This is a genomic window from Cytophaga sp. (assembly GCF_051961495.1).
Lineage (GTDB): Bacteria > Bacteroidota > Bacteroidia > Cytophagales > Cytophagaceae > Cytophaga.
Genome location: NZ_JBQCDF010000027.1, coordinates 1 through 15,418, shown reverse-complemented (window position 1 = coordinate 15,418; position 15,418 = coordinate 1). Strand labels below are relative to the sequence as shown.

15 protein-coding genes are annotated in these 15,418 nt (G+C 37.4%); 5 read left to right on the top strand and 10 right to left on the bottom strand.

Features of this window, described 5'->3' with window-relative positions:
* From ACTHJT_RS01560 to ACTHJT_RS01545, 4 genes are all read left to right on the top strand, one after another.
* The coding region (locus ACTHJT_RS01560) for a UDP-N-acetylglucosamine 1-carboxyvinyltransferase (RefSeq protein ID WP_440235876.1) at positions 1-1,182 on the top strand (1,182 nt) is incomplete at its 5' end.
* Between the two features lie 7 nt (positions 1,183-1,189).
* Complete coding sequence (locus ACTHJT_RS01555) at positions 1,190-1,588, top strand: hypothetical protein (protein ID WP_440235875.1); 399 nt, start codon at positions 1,190-1,192, stop codon at positions 1,586-1,588.
* Between the two features lie 20 nt (positions 1,589-1,608).
* Positions 1,609-3,036 carry a M48 family metallopeptidase gene (locus ACTHJT_RS01550; RefSeq protein ID WP_440235874.1) on the top strand — a complete coding sequence of 476 codons (1,428 nt, stop codon included), beginning with the start codon at positions 1,609-1,611 and terminating at the stop codon, positions 3,034-3,036.
* 35 nt (positions 3,037-3,071) lie between these two features.
* Positions 3,072-4,601 carry a DUF6770 family protein gene (locus ACTHJT_RS01545; protein WP_440235873.1) on the top strand — a complete coding sequence of 510 codons (1,530 nt, stop codon included), beginning with the start codon at positions 3,072-3,074 and terminating at the stop codon, positions 4,599-4,601.
* 21 nt (positions 4,602-4,622) lie between these two features.
* On the opposite strand, the gene ACTHJT_RS01540 is transcribed toward ACTHJT_RS01545, so the two are convergent.
* The 6 genes from ACTHJT_RS01540 to gldA all read right to left on the bottom strand — a co-directional run bounded on the left by ACTHJT_RS01540 (position 4,623) and on the right by gldA (position 10,694).
* Positions 4,623-5,108, bottom strand: a complete 486-nt coding sequence (locus ACTHJT_RS01540) for a cupin domain-containing protein (protein WP_440235872.1) — start codon at positions 5,106-5,108, stop codon at positions 4,623-4,625.
* A gap of 91 nt (positions 5,109-5,199) precedes the next feature.
* Complete coding sequence (gene dnaN / locus ACTHJT_RS01535; RefSeq protein ID WP_440235871.1) at positions 5,200-6,324, bottom strand: DNA polymerase III subunit beta; 1,125 nt, start codon at positions 6,322-6,324, stop codon at positions 5,200-5,202.
* An 82-nt stretch (positions 6,325-6,406) separates the two neighbouring features.
* Positions 6,407-7,363: a DUF4340 domain-containing protein gene (locus tag ACTHJT_RS01530; protein ID WP_440235870.1), complete on the bottom strand. Its 957-nt coding sequence runs from the start codon at positions 7,361-7,363 to the stop codon at positions 6,407-6,409.
* Between the two features lie 9 nt (positions 7,364-7,372).
* The gene (gldG, locus tag ACTHJT_RS01525) at positions 7,373-9,034 is read right to left on the bottom strand and encodes a gliding motility-associated ABC transporter substrate-binding protein GldG (protein ID WP_440235869.1); all 1,662 of its coding nucleotides are present in this window, start codon (positions 9,032-9,034) and stop codon (positions 7,373-7,375) included.
* Between the two features lie 5 nt (positions 9,035-9,039).
* Positions 9,040-9,768, bottom strand: a complete 729-nt coding sequence (gene gldF / locus ACTHJT_RS01520; protein WP_440235868.1) for a gliding motility-associated ABC transporter permease subunit GldF — start codon at positions 9,766-9,768, stop codon at positions 9,040-9,042.
* An 8-nt stretch (positions 9,769-9,776) separates the two neighbouring features.
* The gene (gene gldA / locus ACTHJT_RS01515; protein WP_440235867.1) at positions 9,777-10,694 is read right to left on the bottom strand and encodes a gliding motility-associated ABC transporter ATP-binding subunit GldA; all 918 of its coding nucleotides are present in this window, start codon (positions 10,692-10,694) and stop codon (positions 9,777-9,779) included.
* A gap of 166 nt (positions 10,695-10,860) precedes the next feature.
* On the opposite strand from gldA, the gene ACTHJT_RS01510 reads away from it, so the two are divergent.
* On the top strand, positions 10,861-11,421 hold the full coding sequence (locus ACTHJT_RS01510) for an outer membrane beta-barrel protein (protein ID WP_440235866.1): 561 nt from the start codon (positions 10,861-10,863) through the stop codon (positions 11,419-11,421).
* Positions 11,422-11,825: 404 nt separating this feature from the next.
* Here the strand turns inward: ACTHJT_RS01510 and trmB are convergent, their stop codons facing one another.
* From trmB to ACTHJT_RS01490, 4 genes are all read right to left on the bottom strand, one after another.
* Positions 11,826-12,491, bottom strand: a complete 666-nt coding sequence (gene trmB, locus ACTHJT_RS01505) for a tRNA (guanosine(46)-N7)-methyltransferase TrmB (protein WP_440235864.1) — start codon at positions 12,489-12,491, stop codon at positions 11,826-11,828.
* A 1-nt stretch (position 12,492) separates the two neighbouring features.
* Complete coding sequence (locus ACTHJT_RS01500) at positions 12,493-13,782, bottom strand: bifunctional folylpolyglutamate synthase/dihydrofolate synthase (protein WP_440235862.1); 1,290 nt, start codon at positions 13,780-13,782, stop codon at positions 12,493-12,495.
* A 3-nt stretch (positions 13,783-13,785) separates the two neighbouring features.
* Positions 13,786-14,589 carry a hypothetical protein gene (locus tag ACTHJT_RS01495; RefSeq protein ID WP_440235861.1) on the bottom strand — a complete coding sequence of 268 codons (804 nt, stop codon included), beginning with the start codon at positions 14,587-14,589 and terminating at the stop codon, positions 13,786-13,788.
* Positions 14,590-14,653: 64 nt separating this feature from the next.
* Positions 14,654-15,418: SPOR domain-containing protein (locus tag ACTHJT_RS01490; protein WP_440235860.1), on the bottom strand; the 765-nt coding region annotated here is incomplete at its 5' end.

Below are 15,418 nucleotides of genomic sequence, written 5' to 3'. Positions count from 1 at the left end.
AACGTTCCGAACATCATAGATGTTAACAAACTCATTGAGCTGCTAAATGACATGGGGGTTCTGGTAACAAAGATCACTTCTTCTTCTTATCGTTTTGAATCCAAAGACATCAATCTTGATTTTTTAGATACAGAAGAATTTAAAAAGAAAGCATCTGCATTACGTGGTTCCATTATGATCATCGGGCCATTGCTGGCTCGTTTCGGAAAAGCAAAAATGCCTAAGCCGGGCGGTGACAAGATCGGAAGAAGAAGATTAGACACACACTTTATTGGTTTACAGAAATTAGGTGCTTCATTTGATTACGATTCCAATGATAGTTTCTATAACATCAGCGCACAGGAATTGAAAGGTTGCTACATGTTACTGGATGAAGCATCAGTAACAGGTACTGCCAATGTTGTATTAGCTGCTGTAATGGCGAAAGGTGAAACAACTATTTATAATGCGGCATGCGAACCATACCTGCAACAGCTATGCAGCATGCTGAACCGGATGGGTGCAAAGATCAGCGGCATTGGGTCAAACCTGCTGAAAATTCAAGGAGTAGATTACTTAGGTGGAACTGAGCATACAATCCTTCCTGATATGATCGAGATTGGAAGCTTCATCGGCCTTGCAGCAATGACGGGTTCCGAGCTCACAATCAAAAATTGCCGCATCGATATGCTGGGCCTGATCCCATCCGTATTCCAACGCCTGGGTATTAAACTGGAATTCAGAGGAGACGATATTTATATTCCTGAACAGGATTATTATGAAATTGATACATTCATTGACGGTTCTATCTTAACAGTTGCCGACCAGATCTGGCCAGGCTTCACTCCTGACTTGTTGAGCATTGTTTTGGTTGTGGCTACACAAGCAAAAGGTTCAGTGCTGATTCACCAGAAAATGTTTGAAAGCCGCTTATTCTTTGTCGACAAATTGATTGACATGGGTGCTCAGATCATTCTTTGTGATCCGCACAGAGCAACTGTTATTGGTCTTGGTAAACAGGTTTCGTTAAGAGGGATTTCCATGAGCTCACCGGATATCCGTGCGGGTGTATCTTTGTTGATCGCAGCCATGTCAGCACAGGGAAAATCCACCATTCATAATATTGAGCAAATCGATCGAGGTTATCAGAACATTGATACCAGATTGAATGCATTGGGTGCAAAAATTACACGTTTAAGCTAACACAGATATGGGAACTTTTAAGAAAATACTTTTCAGTATAATTATTGTAGGCTTGCTTTTTATTGCCTTTATGATGTTTGGTTCATATGGCGATGGTTATAGAGCAGGTGCATTAACGAAAGTATCCCGCAAAGGTGTGTTGTTTAAAACCAATGAAGGTGAAATGTTCATTGGCACAAGTATAGAAAACTCTGATGGCGATGTTGAGTCAGGCGGCGTTATTAATAACATCTGGTATTTTTCCATCAAGAACGATGATGAATTACTAAAAAAACTTGATGATGCCCTGTTAAACGGCCACAGAGTTAAATTGCATTACTACCAAAAATACTGGAAATTATTTTGGGTTGGCGATACCAAATATATTGTTGACGAAATGGAAGTTATAAAAGAACTAGACAACTGAGAATCTGGTTCAATTGAAATATGCGAATATTCATTTTAGTAAATGTATTACTTTTAAATACCTTATTATTAACTGCTCAAACTTATATCCCTCTTAGCAACGATACAAATGGTCTTTATCAGTTAAAGAGGCAAATAATTAAATCGAAGGAAGCAGAAATAAAATCAATAACTGATTTAAAAAATAAAGAAGCCCTTCAGAAAATATACACCGAACGGGCTGATGACTTAATAAAAGCATTAGATAGCAATTGCTATTTATTAAGGACTCCTCTAAACTTATATGTTAATACTATTTTTAATGAAATAATAAAAAGCAATCCTTCCTTAAAAGATCGGAATATACGTTTGCTCATCAATAGAGATGCGGAAGCAAATGCATTATCAAGAGGCGATGGCACCATCGAGATTAATATCGGATTAATTGCCCGGCTGAATAATGAAAGCCAATTAGCATTTATTATCTGCCATGAAATTTCACATTATATTCTTAATCATTCTAATGAGGATATTCAAAAAACAATTTCGGATTATCAATCCACTGCTACAAAAGACGAAATAAATTCAATTGCAAAAAGTAAATACAATCAAAACACCCGCCTGCAGAATTTACTTACAGATATTACATTAAGACATAGAAAGATCAGCCGGCAACATGAAAAAGAAGCTGACTCTCTGGGCTTTTTATACTTATCCAATACTATTTACAGTGAAGCAGAAGCACTGACCGCTCTTGACATTCTCGATCATATAGAAGACGAACAAAACAAAATTCAAATAGATTATTCCAAAGTCTTCAATTTCCCTCAGTACCCTTTTAAATCAGAGTGGCTGGATAAAAGCGACATGCTGGTAATGGTTCAAAAGAAAACAACTTCTGAAATCCTGCTTGAAGATTCGCTAAAAACACACCCAGATTGTAAAATACGGATTGTCTATTTGAAGGCTTCACCTGTTCAGCCTAATAAAAAAATATTTTTTCAAAATGAGGATTTATTTTTTGAAATGAAAAAGATCTCCAAATATGAAGTTATTGAATATGCATTTTACTCAAAAAGACTGAGTTACTGTATTTATGAATCATTAAAACTGCAAATGGAGTTTCCGGATGATAGTTATTTAGTTTCAAAAATTGGTAAAAGTTTAAATATAATTAATTTTGCAAAAGCGAAACACGAAGTTGGTTTGTATGTACCATTAGTTTCAAGCTCTTATAATCTAAATTATTATGATTTAACACACCTTATTAGAGAATGGCGAAGTACAGACATAACCAATATAAACATGCTTTTTGTGCTGCAGTATTACAATAAATTTAAAGATGAAGAATTCCTCTACACTTCTTACCAGGTTGCCAAAGCTAATAATGATCTGGAAACATCAGATATCATTCACAACGAGTATTTGAACAAATACCCCAACGGTTCTTACAAAGAAAAATTCTATTAATATCTTACCTGTTTAATTATCAAATCTCCAATTTCATGAAAAAAATCTTTATGGGAGCACTCATTTGCTTCCTTTCCTATTCTGCTTTGGCTCAGAAAAAAACAATAAATAATATTCAAAAAATGAGTCTTTCAAATATTAATTATATTATGAAAGACAATGTAGTAACCGGCTATGTAATGTTATACAGAGTTGAAAAAGTTGACAAAGCGAATTACTCATACCTATTATCAATCTTAAACAGCAATCTGGAAGAAACGGCAAGTAAGACAATTATTGAATCCAAATCTCTTACCTTGTGTGAAGCAGACTTTAATGGAGAATCTGTTTTGTTGAAATTTTTGGATAATAAAAACAGCATCCTTAAATACTATTGCTACGATTTAAATACGAACTTAATTTTCCAAAAAGAGCTCCCATGCTCGGCTATGAATAAAACGACATTGTCTTATTATGCCAATTCAGAATCAGGCGTAGAATTTTCAACAGTTGTTTCAATAGAAAATTCAGGGTACGTAGATTACAACATCGTTAAAAATAAATCTGCCGGATACCAAATTTCTTTCTTCTCATCTGATGGCAAAAAAACCTGGAGTGTTGACAGTGATGTAAATTCTAAAAATCTTGAACTAGCTTCATTTTTAGAACAAAATGAAAATATATTATTATCAATCGTAAATTCAAGACCGTCACTACTTTCACAGGATATGACCTTTACGGTATTGGGTATTGATATAGCTGCCGGAAAACAGATTTTCAACGTAGGACTTGATGATGCGACACATAAGCTTCAGCCGCTGGAAGCATACTTTGACAAAACGACAAACGAAATAAAAATTATGGGGTTATATTTTAACCCACAGGATAACATCATAAAAGATTTAAGCAAGGGTATGTTTAATATTGCTCTTACACTTGATGGCAAAATAAAATCCAGTTCTTATGTAAGCTGGCAGGAAGGTTTAAGTAAATATTTTAAAGTGAAGGACAGCGGAAAAATTGCTGATCTAGGATATTTTTACTTTCACAATATTATCAAATTAAACGATGGTTCGTTTTACGCAATTACTGAACAATACAGAAAAAAATTAGATGGCGTTGGCATGGCATTAAGTAATGACGGCGTTCCATGTAGTATTGTAATGGAGGACATGTACATCATGGAATTCACACCGGATTTTAAACTTAAAGATGTAACAAAATTCGACAAAACTGTTTCGAAATACTACTTTGATAAAGAAGGCATGGTCGATGCCCAAACGCTGGCTGCAATTGTAAAGTCTGCCGGTGGCTTTGATTATCAATATTCCCTTTCAAATAAAGATCAATCCAGATTTTTTGTTACCTATCTTGATTTAGTAAAAGATGAAAGCGGTAAATATGAATTCGAATTACGTTATATCATTAAAGGTATAAATGAACCTTATTCAACTGATAAAATTCAATTAACCTCAAGTACAAAGTATATTAAAGCCTTAGCGGGCAAGCCTGGATATGTTATGATTTTTGAATACAATAAAAAATTAAAATCCGTAGACTTACGTTTAGAAAAAATAAATTATTAAAAAGGATCTTAGGTTTATTAACTATAAACACATTTCCTTTAATATAGAATCATAAGCCGGGTATTCCCGGCTTATTTTTTTGTATTCAGCCAGTTCAAAATCTGCGAAATCAAAACCAGGAGCTACCGTACAACTAACCAAACCGAAGCCGCTCTCTCCCTTTATTCTGGCGCCAAACCAAGATTCTGCCGGTACTGTAAATTGAAACACCTCGCCTTTTTCTATAGCTGAGCCTAACGTAATGACTGAACAATTTCCGTTATGTAAAATCACAACCTCAACAGAATTTCCTATATGAAAAAACCAGGTCTCATCAGATTTGATTTTATGCAAATGCGATTTATCTGACCCATCCAGCAAGAAATAAATGGAAGTAGAAACATTGCGTTCCCCTGCAAATCCCTCAAATGCTGAACGCATCTCTGAACGGTAAACTTCTTTAAAGTAACCTCCTTCTGGGTGAACTGTTAAACCTAATTGTTCAATATAGAATGCTGCTGTTGACATGAAAGAAATTATGAATTATGAATCTTATAAAGAAAAAATCCCGTCCTGATCGTTATCGGGACGGGATTTCAATATTTGATTAGCTATATGATTATGCGTAGCTGTTTAACATTACAGGCATTACAAGCATCAATACATCTTCATGCTCATCTTTATCTGCCGGAGTGATGATACCAGCTCTGTTTGGCGCAGAAAAGTGCATAGAGATTTGCGGACTATCCAGATTGCTCAGCATCTCTACCAGGAATTTAGCATTAAAGCCTATCTCCATATCCTGTCCTTCAAACTCACAAGATAAACGTTCGTTGGCTTCGTTAGAGAAATCCAGATCTTCTGCAGAAATCTGTAATTCACTGCCTGCTAATTTCAAACGAACCTGGTGAGTTGTTTTATTTGCGTAAATAGAAATACGTTTCAATGAGTTCATCATATCCGTTCTTGTGATTGTAAGAACATTCGGATTGTCAACCGGAATAGCGTTCTCATAATCAGGGAAACGCTCATCGATCAAACGACAAATCATTTTAATGTTGTTAAAGCTGAAGAAAGCATTTGATGCATTATATTCAATCTTAACATTTGTATTTTCTGAAGGCAAAGAAGCTTTCAATAAGTTCAATGCCTTTTTAGGAATGATCAATGTATTAGCCATTTCAGAAACAATATCCGTACGTCTGTAACGGATCAAACGGTGACCGTCTGTTGCAACAAATGTTGCGTTTGATTCTGTTAAGGATACATATACCCCTGTCATGGCAGGCTTTAATTCGTCGTTGCTGGCAGCAAAGATGGTTGAAGAAATAGCGCGGTTTAATATTTCAGTCGAAATATCAACGCTATAGCCATTTTTAACAGCTGGCACTTTCGGGAAATCTGTAGCATTTTCTCCTGAAAGCTTGTAACGACCGTTATCAGAGCTGATTTCAATACTATAAGTCTCCGGATCAATCGTGAATGTTACAGGTTGCTCAGGAAGGTTTTTCAGTGTATCCAGCAAAATCTTTGCAGGAACAGCAATACTACCCTTAGCTTTCGCTTCTACAGCGATTTCTGTAATCATTGATGTCTGAAGATCAGAAGCATAAACAACCAGCATTCCATCTCCAATTTCAAATAGGAAATTTTCTAAAATAGGCACTACCGGATTGGTTGTAATAACACCGTTAATGGCAGTTAATTGCTTTAGCAATGCATTTGAAGAAACGACAAATTTCATCCTTGAATCTTTTTTATAAATAAACCAAAAATATTAGTGTAAAAATAAGACATTGTTCACGAATATTCTAGCGAACAATGGCTTATTTATCCATAAACCATTGTTTTCTTACTAATAACCTAAAGAACACTTCCGGACTCAGTGTTACCAACTCTCCGTTATCCACAATCCTTGCATAAAGCAATTTCGTCCCCGGGAGGGCTTCATATATCTGAATCGTTCTGGAGCGGCTTTTGTCGAAATCTGCTACCGATAAAAGCACTTTAGGTTGTCGCGATTTCAACAGGTATTCCACAGAATCTCTCTGCTTATCAACAAGGTAATTATCAACATTTACATGTTGATACAGGGATAAATATGTTTGTAAACGTGTTGAATCAACCAGAGGCATGTCAACAACTTCATATTTGTTTAAAACTTTTTTTATTACAAATCCATCTTTCGGGTGCTCTTCATATGACAAATGAATTTCTTCTATTCCACCCGCAAAATTCCGGAACAAGGCTTTATTTCTCCAGTCTCCCGGCGCCAATCTGAACAGATCTGTCAAATCACCTGTAAAGCCCGGCACATAGACAATATATGGCTCAGCTGATGGCGCATTGATGAAATAAGAGCTATTCTCATCGTTATCATTGGTCAATATCCAGAATTCTTTTTTACCTTCTTCTGTCAAGACTTCTACATGTACGCCTTCTGCGATCAAACGCTTTCTGATCTTTTCTTTAATCTCTGAAGCCACAGGCATTTTTACTTCCATACGTGCCAGCCCTAACTTCATCGTTGTGATGATATCCTTGCGCACGTCATATTTAGAATCAATGAACCATACCTGAGCTGTTTTAGGAGCAACATAATGGGATTGCTTATGATTCGTGAATGTAACCTTTACAAGGTCTGTGGTATCTATTTTAATAAAATCCGAATACTCAGGTTTACCTGATTTTTCTTTATTCGTAAGTGTCCATAAAGCCATGGCCCCCGTTACAACGGCGAACAGGAACAATACTTTAACACGGGTTGTAATACCTCTAAACATAACTATTAACTAAGAATTGCGTGGTGTACCGTATTTTTTCTTACGCCACATATAACGGCTGATTCCATAGACCAGAACAATCATGATCGGAGAAAGAATATTTATGATCTGCCAAAATTTTTTATCCGCTTTAATCTTCTGATCATTTAACGGGCGCAATACAACTTCTTTTTCCCGAACAAGCAATAGCTCTTCTTCCATCATGTAATCAATAGCATTCATGATAAACTCTTTGTTCGAAAACAGATAACGCATATCGCGGTCGTACCCTACCGGTACAGGCATTTTACGATTCGCATCATAGTCATTGCGGATCATTTCCAAATCTCCGCACACCAGTATCTTGGAAGGCTTAGCACCTGAAACCACAGGTGTATTTTCAAACGGCGCCGGACGACTTTTATACAAGGAAGTGAAATTTCCTTCCAATAAACACGCTACTGTTTTGTTGCCGCCTTTGAATGATTCCGGATCCAGGTCTTTTTTCAATTCATCCAGGTCAATCTGGAATGGCACCTGTACTTCCTTTGATTGAACAGAGGTTTGAACCAACGGTGTCTTTTTGATTCCGTTTGCTTTCACGGTATCAATAGAACCTGCAAAACGTAGAACAACTGCATCCATATTCTTTACAATCGGGTGATTCCCGAATTGATAAATAATCGGGTAATATGGAAAATTAAGCGCCTGTACTTCGCCATTTAAACCTGTCTGCACAACTGTTTTGGCACAGTTCATATCTTCTACCACCGTTTGGTTCATACGCACGCCATATCTGAAAAGCAAATCATCGAGATTGAGATTTTTACTCAAACCAAATGTCTCCCCATTCTTCAAGCTATCTTTACGAATATCAATGGCGTCATACACAAACATTGCCTTACCACCGTTATTGATAAACTGATCCAGAATAAATTTTTCCTTTTCCGTGTATGCCACCTTCGGGCCGACAACCATTGCCAGGTCAACGTTTTTCAATGCATCCAAACTATCCAAACGCACCCGCTTCACGGCGTAAAATTCATTCAATGTACTCGTTATATCTTCGAGATTTTCTTTTGAAGGTTCATCATGCCCTTCGATGATTGCAATGGATTTGTAATTTGTAATGCTGAGTTTGCGTATTGCTTTTAACAATTCAAACTCCACACCTTCTACTGCCTGGTTCAACTGTTCTTCATCAGATTGTACTTTATTTCCTTTTAAAAATTGAACAGGCGTTTCATTTTGTTTATAGCTTACGATCGCACCCGGAAAAATCAGCTTCTCTGTTTTCTGTCCGTTCTTCTCTTCCAGAAAATACTTAGGCTTGATCCCTCTTTGTGCAATGAGGCGGAAGCCCCGTTCACGCATTTGTTCATCGGCTTCGTCTGAAGGATTAATAAACCTGTATTCTAATTTATTATTTGAATAGGCCTTAAACTGATCCAGCTTTTCTTTGATGGATTTTCTTAACCGGTCATAATCCGGATTCAATTCACCATCAAGGAAAATTTCTACATAAACATCTCCATCCAATTCGCTCAACACTTTTTGAGAAACTGGAGAAATAGAATACCTCTTATCTTCAGTAAAATCAAGTCGAAAGAAATGTTCAGACAATATGATATTAACAAATACCAAAATGGCTATCAGGAACACATATTCAAGTATATCGTTTTTTTTCTTCACGTTGCTTACCACTTTCTGCTACCTAAAATAATTTTCGTCGATAAAAGCATAATGCCAATCACTGTCAAAAAGTAAAATACATTCCTGGAATCTACTACACCTTTACTGAGTGCATTGTAATGATAATCCAGGCCAAATGGCAGTAAGGTTATTGCTGAACCTTCCCATAAGCTTAAGCTTGCCAGATGATCAAAACCGCTATACAGCACATAACACAACAATAAGGCTACAATGAATGAAACAATCTGATTGGTACTGATTGAAGAAGCAAAGATACCGGTAGCTGTATATACACAGCCTAATAAAAACAATCCGATATACGATGAGGCAACTGCTGCAGAATCAATATTCCCAACAGGTTTGCCTAACTGATAAACGGAGATGTAATACAAAGCAGTTGGAATGAGCGCCAATGCGACCAGCGAGCAGGCTGATAAATATTTCCCCATCAGCAATGACCAGTCACTGATTGGCTTGGTCAATAACAATTCAATGGTACCGTCTTTTTTCTCCTCTGCGAAAGAACGCATAGTAATTGCCGGAATCAATAACAGGAACGCTAAAGGTCCGTAGGAAAACAATGTATCCATTTCTGCATACCCGTAATCAAGAATACTGCTTTCAGGCAATACCCACATGAAAACTCCTATGAAGGTTAAAAAAACAAGTATAACTAAATAGGCAATTAATGAATTAAGGAATACGGCTATTTCTTTCCTGAATATGCTCCACATAAAGTCAATTATATTTTAGAAGTTAATTCTCTGAACACACTTTCCAGCGACTGCTCTTCTATTTTCATTTCGATCAGTGTCCAACCTTTTTCTGCACAGGCTTTAAAAATCAACGGACGGGTATCGGCATCTGTTGTTACAACCAGTTCATAAATATTGCCTTGTACATGTCTTGCATCTGAAACGTAATCAAACTCTTTAAAGAAAGGTATGTCTACGTTTTCAGTAAACTCCAGTCGGATGATTTTAATAGCAGTATTCAGATTACGGATTTCAGCGATTGTTTTATCGGCAACAATTTTACCCTTATTGATAATAATTACCTGATCACACAATGCCTGTACTTCCTGCATGATGTGGGTTGAGAAGATTACTGTTTTATCCTTCGCAATGGTTTTTATTACTTTTCTGATTTCTAAAATCTGGTTCGGATCAAGACCCGTAGTTGGTTCATCCAGAATAAGCACCTGCGGATCATGAATCAGCGCTTGTGCCAGTCCGGCTCTTTGTCTGTAACCTTTCGATAAGGCACCCAGCTTTTTATATTGTTCAACACCCAAACCGCACAAATCAATCATTTCTGCAATACGTTTTTGCAGGTGTGCACCTTTCATGCCATAAAGCCCTCCTGTAAATTGCAGGTATTCCTGCACGTACATGTCCAGGTATAATGGATTGTGTTCGGGTAAATAGCCGATCTGTCTGCGAACTTCTATAGGTGATACCTCTACATCATAGCCGCATACTTCAACCGTACCGGATGACGGCGGAATGAAGCATGTTGCGATTTTCATTGTAGTTGACTTCCCTGCACCATTCGGACCTAAAAATCCTGTTATTTGTCCTTTGTTTGCAGTAAAAGTTATACCATCAACAGCACGCTGCTTTCCATAAATTTTAACTAAGTCTTTTACTAATACAGACATATTGTAGGTATTTTTTCAAAAATACGCATATTTTTCGAGTTTATTGTAGGTGTCCCAAACCAATTCTTACCAACAATCCATCTTCAAAATAGTATATTGTTAACGTAAATTTCATTTCAGAACCAGTAAGGTTTTTAATACCTTAGCCTTCTCTTAAAACACACTTATGAAAAAGATACTTTTATTTATCATCGTTTTGTTTATTATTCAGTTTGCCCAGGCACAAAAGTTAATCACCTTTGGACCGATGGCAGGACTTACCTCATCCATGCTGGATCATTCAGATGTTGCAAACAGCAAACCGGGTACCGGTTATGCCTTGGGCGGCTTTCTTCGGGGAGATATCAAAAAATGGTATATACAACCTGCCATTTATTATGTGCATAATACATCTACATTTGATTTCAACCAATCAAACATAGATACTAAGATGAACAACATAAATGCAGATTTATTGCTTGGATACAGAATCTTTAAATTTACTGATTTGACATATGTACGAATATTCGCCGGACCGAGCTATTCAAACATTAGCTCATTTAAGTATGATGGAGGAAAACCGGATTATTCTTCAGACAATATCCTGTTGAATGTTGGTGCAGGCTGGGACGTATGGAAATTAACGTTCGACCTGAGATACCAGCAGGGACTTACAGATATTGACAAATCCAGCAGCACAATGTATACCAATGTGTTTATGCTATCTGCCGGATTTAAGATTTTATAAAAGCCATTTTTGATTAAAAAAAATGAAGCCTTGAATGATTTATCCAAGGCTTCATTTATTAGTTAATAGCCTTCTTTAAAAACAAAGGTAACAAGACCTTTTGCGTCAGGTTTTTCAGTATTGAATCTCATTTTATAAATTTTTCCCCTGCATTTTTGAGTAAGCTTGTTGCCTATATTTTTTTGACAACACTAGCATATAGAACATTACCAAGACTATCAACGGTTACAGCAAAAGTAATATAATACTTATACTCATTTGAATTCCCGATTTTTGAATGTGGCGTACCTACCTTTTCAACATCATTCAGCTGCTTATCCGATCTAATAGTGTCCTGCGCTAAAACAGTATTCATTAGCATACCCAGGAAAATCAACATGAAAAATTCAAAACATGTACTCATTTTATTTTGGTAGAAAATCAAACTTCAAATAATTGATCGGTACGCCCTGATTCAGATAAGTCTTTTCATAAGTAGTTTGAATACCATAATGTTCAGATAACAAATCAGACTGATACAGGTCATGTGTAAAGACAAGGTTTGTAATCTTAAGCGACGCATCCTGCAATACTTCCAGCGTATGATCAAACAAAGCTCTATTATCCGTTTTAAAGAAAACCTTTCCGCCATCTGGCATAAGCTTACGATAAATATTCATAAAGCGCAATCCTGATAAACGAAGTTTGGCTTCACTTTCCCTTGGTTTAGGATCAGGGAAAGTAATCCAGATTCCTTTCACTTCACCTGGTAAAAAGAAGTCTTCAAGGTTCTGCAATTTGGTTCTGATGAATGCTGTATTATTCAAACCTTGTTCAACGGATAATGAACTCCCCTTCCAGAGCCTTGCGCCTTTTATATCCAAACCAATGTAGTTATTCTCAGGAAACAATGCAGCCAGACCCGTTGTATACTCAGCCCTTCCGCAGCCAACCTCCAGAATGATCGGATGATCATTCTTAAAATATTCATTCCATTTTCCTTTATACGCTTTGTAATTTTCTTTTTCAGGTTGAAACAGGTTGTGTACCTCTTCGTTCCATTTAAAGCGCATTAATTTTTTACGTGCCATTCTATTTTATTACTAAATCTCCCAGAACATATAAACTACCTCCCACCCAGATAACATCATCCATGCCGGCATTCTTTTGAGCTTGTTTGAATGCTTTATTCACGTTTGGTATAGCTTGTCCGCGCAGACCGAAGTTTTGTGCCAATGCTTCCAATTCTGCTGCTGGCATAGCCCTATGAGAATCTGCCTGACAAAAATAATAAGCTGCTTCTTTCGGCATCAACGATAACACCTGAGAAATATCTTTATCTTTCACCATGCCAATCACAATATGTATGGGCTTTTTATATTGCTGCAATTGTTTTACAGAATATTCCATACCGGCAACATTGTGCGCTGCATCCAGTACTACTAAAGGCTTATGTGATACAACCTGCCAACGGCCCCGAAAGCCTGACAATTGCTGCACATGTTCAAGTCCGCTTTTTACAGATGTTTTACTGATATTCCACCCTTTCAAAACCAGTTGATCCAGCACAGACAAAACGCCAATGATATTTTTTGCCTGGTAGTTTCCCTGCAGATCCAATGCAAGATTGTACTGCTGATTTACTTTACAATCTGTAACCTCCAAATGCGATGCTGTATCTGAAGCAGAAACAATTGCAGCCTTATAATGTTCAAACGCCTTTATCAACGGAGCTTCCAGCCTGTGAGCGATCTCTTCATATATGGAAATCAAACCTTCCTGCCATTCAGAAATAACAATCGGTGTTGATTTTTTTATGATCCCTGCCTTTTCAGCAGCAATCAATTCTGGAGTATTGCCTAAAAACTGTGTATGATCAAGGCTTACATTCGTAATCAGGGAAACTTCAGGTTGAATGATGTTGGTTGCATCCAGGCGGCCACCCATACCGGTTTCAATGATGGCAATGTCTACCTGCTGCTTCGCAAACCAATTGAATGCGAGGATTGTGGTAATTTCAAAAAAAGAAGGCTTAAACTGATCGAATATTGCTGTGTGTTGCTGAACAAAATCAACCACTACATCCTGCGGAACAGGAATGCCATTGATGCGGATGCGTTCTGTAAAATCATGAATATGCGGTGAAGTATACAAACCTACTTTATAGCCTGCGCTCTGTAACACCGAAGCCAGCATGCTTGAGCTACTGCCTTTGCCGTTTGTACCGGCAATATGAACAGATTTAAATAAGAGATGCGGATTGCCGAATGCGGCAGAAATTCCAAGGACATTATCAAGGCCGGGCTTGTATGCTAAACCTCCTTGCTTTTCAAAGGCGGGGTATTGATTATAAAGAAAATCAATTGCTTGACTATAATGCACGAATCAGGTTTTTCGGAATACAAATGTTACCACTCCGGTAAAAGTTTCGCTGGTGTTACGATTCGTTTTGTTTCGAATGAATTCCATCTTACGGATTTCATCTTCACATTTTTTGATAAGACCTTCGCTTACCTGCTTTTCACCAACTTTAATACCAAGAATATTGCCTTCACTATCTATCTTAACAGTAAAAGTAACTTTACCCGCTTCTTTATCTGCATTATCTACTTTTGGTTCAGCATCCAGATGCCATCCATCCATTGATAGGGCACTATTATTACCATTTCCGCCAGTACCATTTCCTCCGTCACCCGGATACAAACCTTTACCATCAAGCGTACCGTCTGGTTTACCAAAGTTACCGGTTGTGTTGGAAGTACCATGCCCTTCTGTACCACCCGGTTTAGACGTGCTGGTATTTTTATTTGTATTCTGGGTAGTATTCTGTGTTGTGTTGGTAGAGGTTTGTGAAGTAGAAGTCTTTTTAGTATCAGGAACAACATTGTCAGCATTCACATTCGTTGTTGAAAGCACTTCTTCAGGTGCTGCAGCTTCTTCTACCGCCTGCGCATTGTCTGCCTGTTCAGTATGCTCTTGATTGTCTGTTGCCTGATCCATGGAATTGTTATCCCCTGAACCTTCAGAATCAAAACCAAAATTTATATCTGCTCCGGCCATGCCGGATAATGGTGGGTCTTGTGCTTTAAAAACTGTTATAAAAAAGAATAACAGCAAAAACATGGCATGAATTACAACAGAGATTATAATCCCTTTGATTTCTTTGTCTTTTTGTTCATTCACTGCCATGACTGTCCGCGTTTAAAGTGTCAACGTTTTTTTCAGGCAATGGCATCCATTACCTGCAGCAACTTTAGTATTTCTTTATCCAGGTACCACTGAAGTCAGCTGCCAATCCCGAAGCTTCTGTATTAGCGGCCTCCATAGAATCAAAAGCCCCTACTGCCACTTTGTAATATCCGTTTGCATCTATTGGCAGCTTGGTAACAGCTTTACCTTTGGCAGATAATTTTTCATGTAGCTTATCCGCATTTGATTCATTTTTAAATGAACCCACAATAACATAATATTTACCCGAAACCGCATCAGCTGTTTGCACTGCTGCTACAGTTTTCTTTTCTTTCTTTACTGAAACAGGTTTCTCTTCAATCACTGTTTCTTCAACAGCAGCTACTTCCTGAGGCATTTCTACCGCCTGCTCCACTTCAGCTGCAACAGAATCAACGGCTGCTACTTTGGTTGTTGTATCAGCTACAGCAACTTCTTTTTTAATACCTAAGGTTTTAAAAATGCTGATACCGCCAAGAGAAATGTCCTGCTGTTGGTTATATACAACATATCCTGCTGCTCCAATCAATACCACTAAAGGCATTAATATTAAAAGAACTTTGGTAAGAGAATTGGATTTTTGTTGTGCTGCTTCACCTTTTTCGGTCGCTTTCGCAGACGCATCTTTTGCATTACGGTGAGTAGTCGGCTGGTTCATATTGTAAGTATTACGCTCAATTGGTTTAAAAACAAAATCTGTCAACCCAAAACTATCAGACGAGAAATTAACCAGATAGTCTGGTTCAAATTCCAACTTTCCTTCTATGTTATAAAAAAAGCGGCCAATGCC

Excerpts from the sequence above, each read along its gene's own strand:
- ACTHJT_RS01555 (WP_440235875.1), top strand. The coding sequence starts at position 1,190 with ATGGGAACTTTTAAGAAAATACTTTTCAGTATAATTATTGTAGGCTTG.
- ACTHJT_RS01550 (WP_440235874.1), top strand. The coding sequence starts at position 1,609 with ATGCGAATATTCATTTTAGTAAATGTATTACTTTTAAATACCTTATTA.
- ACTHJT_RS01545 (WP_440235873.1), top strand. The coding sequence starts at position 3,072 with ATGAAAAAAATCTTTATGGGAGCACTCATTTGCTTCCTTTCCTATTCT.
- ACTHJT_RS01540 (WP_440235872.1), bottom strand. The coding sequence starts at position 5,108 with ATGTCAACAGCAGCATTCTATATTGAACAATTAGGTTTAACAGTTCAC.
- dnaN (WP_440235871.1), bottom strand. The coding sequence starts at position 6,324 with ATGAAATTTGTCGTTTCTTCAAATGCATTGCTAAAGCAATTAACTGCC.
- ACTHJT_RS01530 (WP_440235870.1), bottom strand. The coding sequence starts at position 7,363 with ATGTTTAGAGGTATTACAACCCGTGTTAAAGTATTGTTCCTGTTCGCC.
- gldF (WP_440235868.1), bottom strand. The coding sequence starts at position 9,768 with ATGTGGAGCATATTCAGGAAAGAAATAGCCGTATTCCTTAATTCATTA.
- gldA (WP_440235867.1), bottom strand. The coding sequence starts at position 10,694 with ATGTCTGTATTAGTAAAAGACTTAGTTAAAATTTATGGAAAGCAGCGT.
- ACTHJT_RS01510 (WP_440235866.1), top strand. The coding sequence starts at position 10,861 with ATGAAAAAGATACTTTTATTTATCATCGTTTTGTTTATTATTCAGTTT.
- trmB (WP_440235864.1), bottom strand. The coding sequence starts at position 12,491 with ATGGCACGTAAAAAATTAATGCGCTTTAAATGGAACGAAGAGGTACAC.
- ACTHJT_RS01495 (WP_440235861.1), bottom strand. The coding sequence starts at position 14,589 with ATGGCAGTGAATGAACAAAAAGACAAAGAAATCAAAGGGATTATAATC.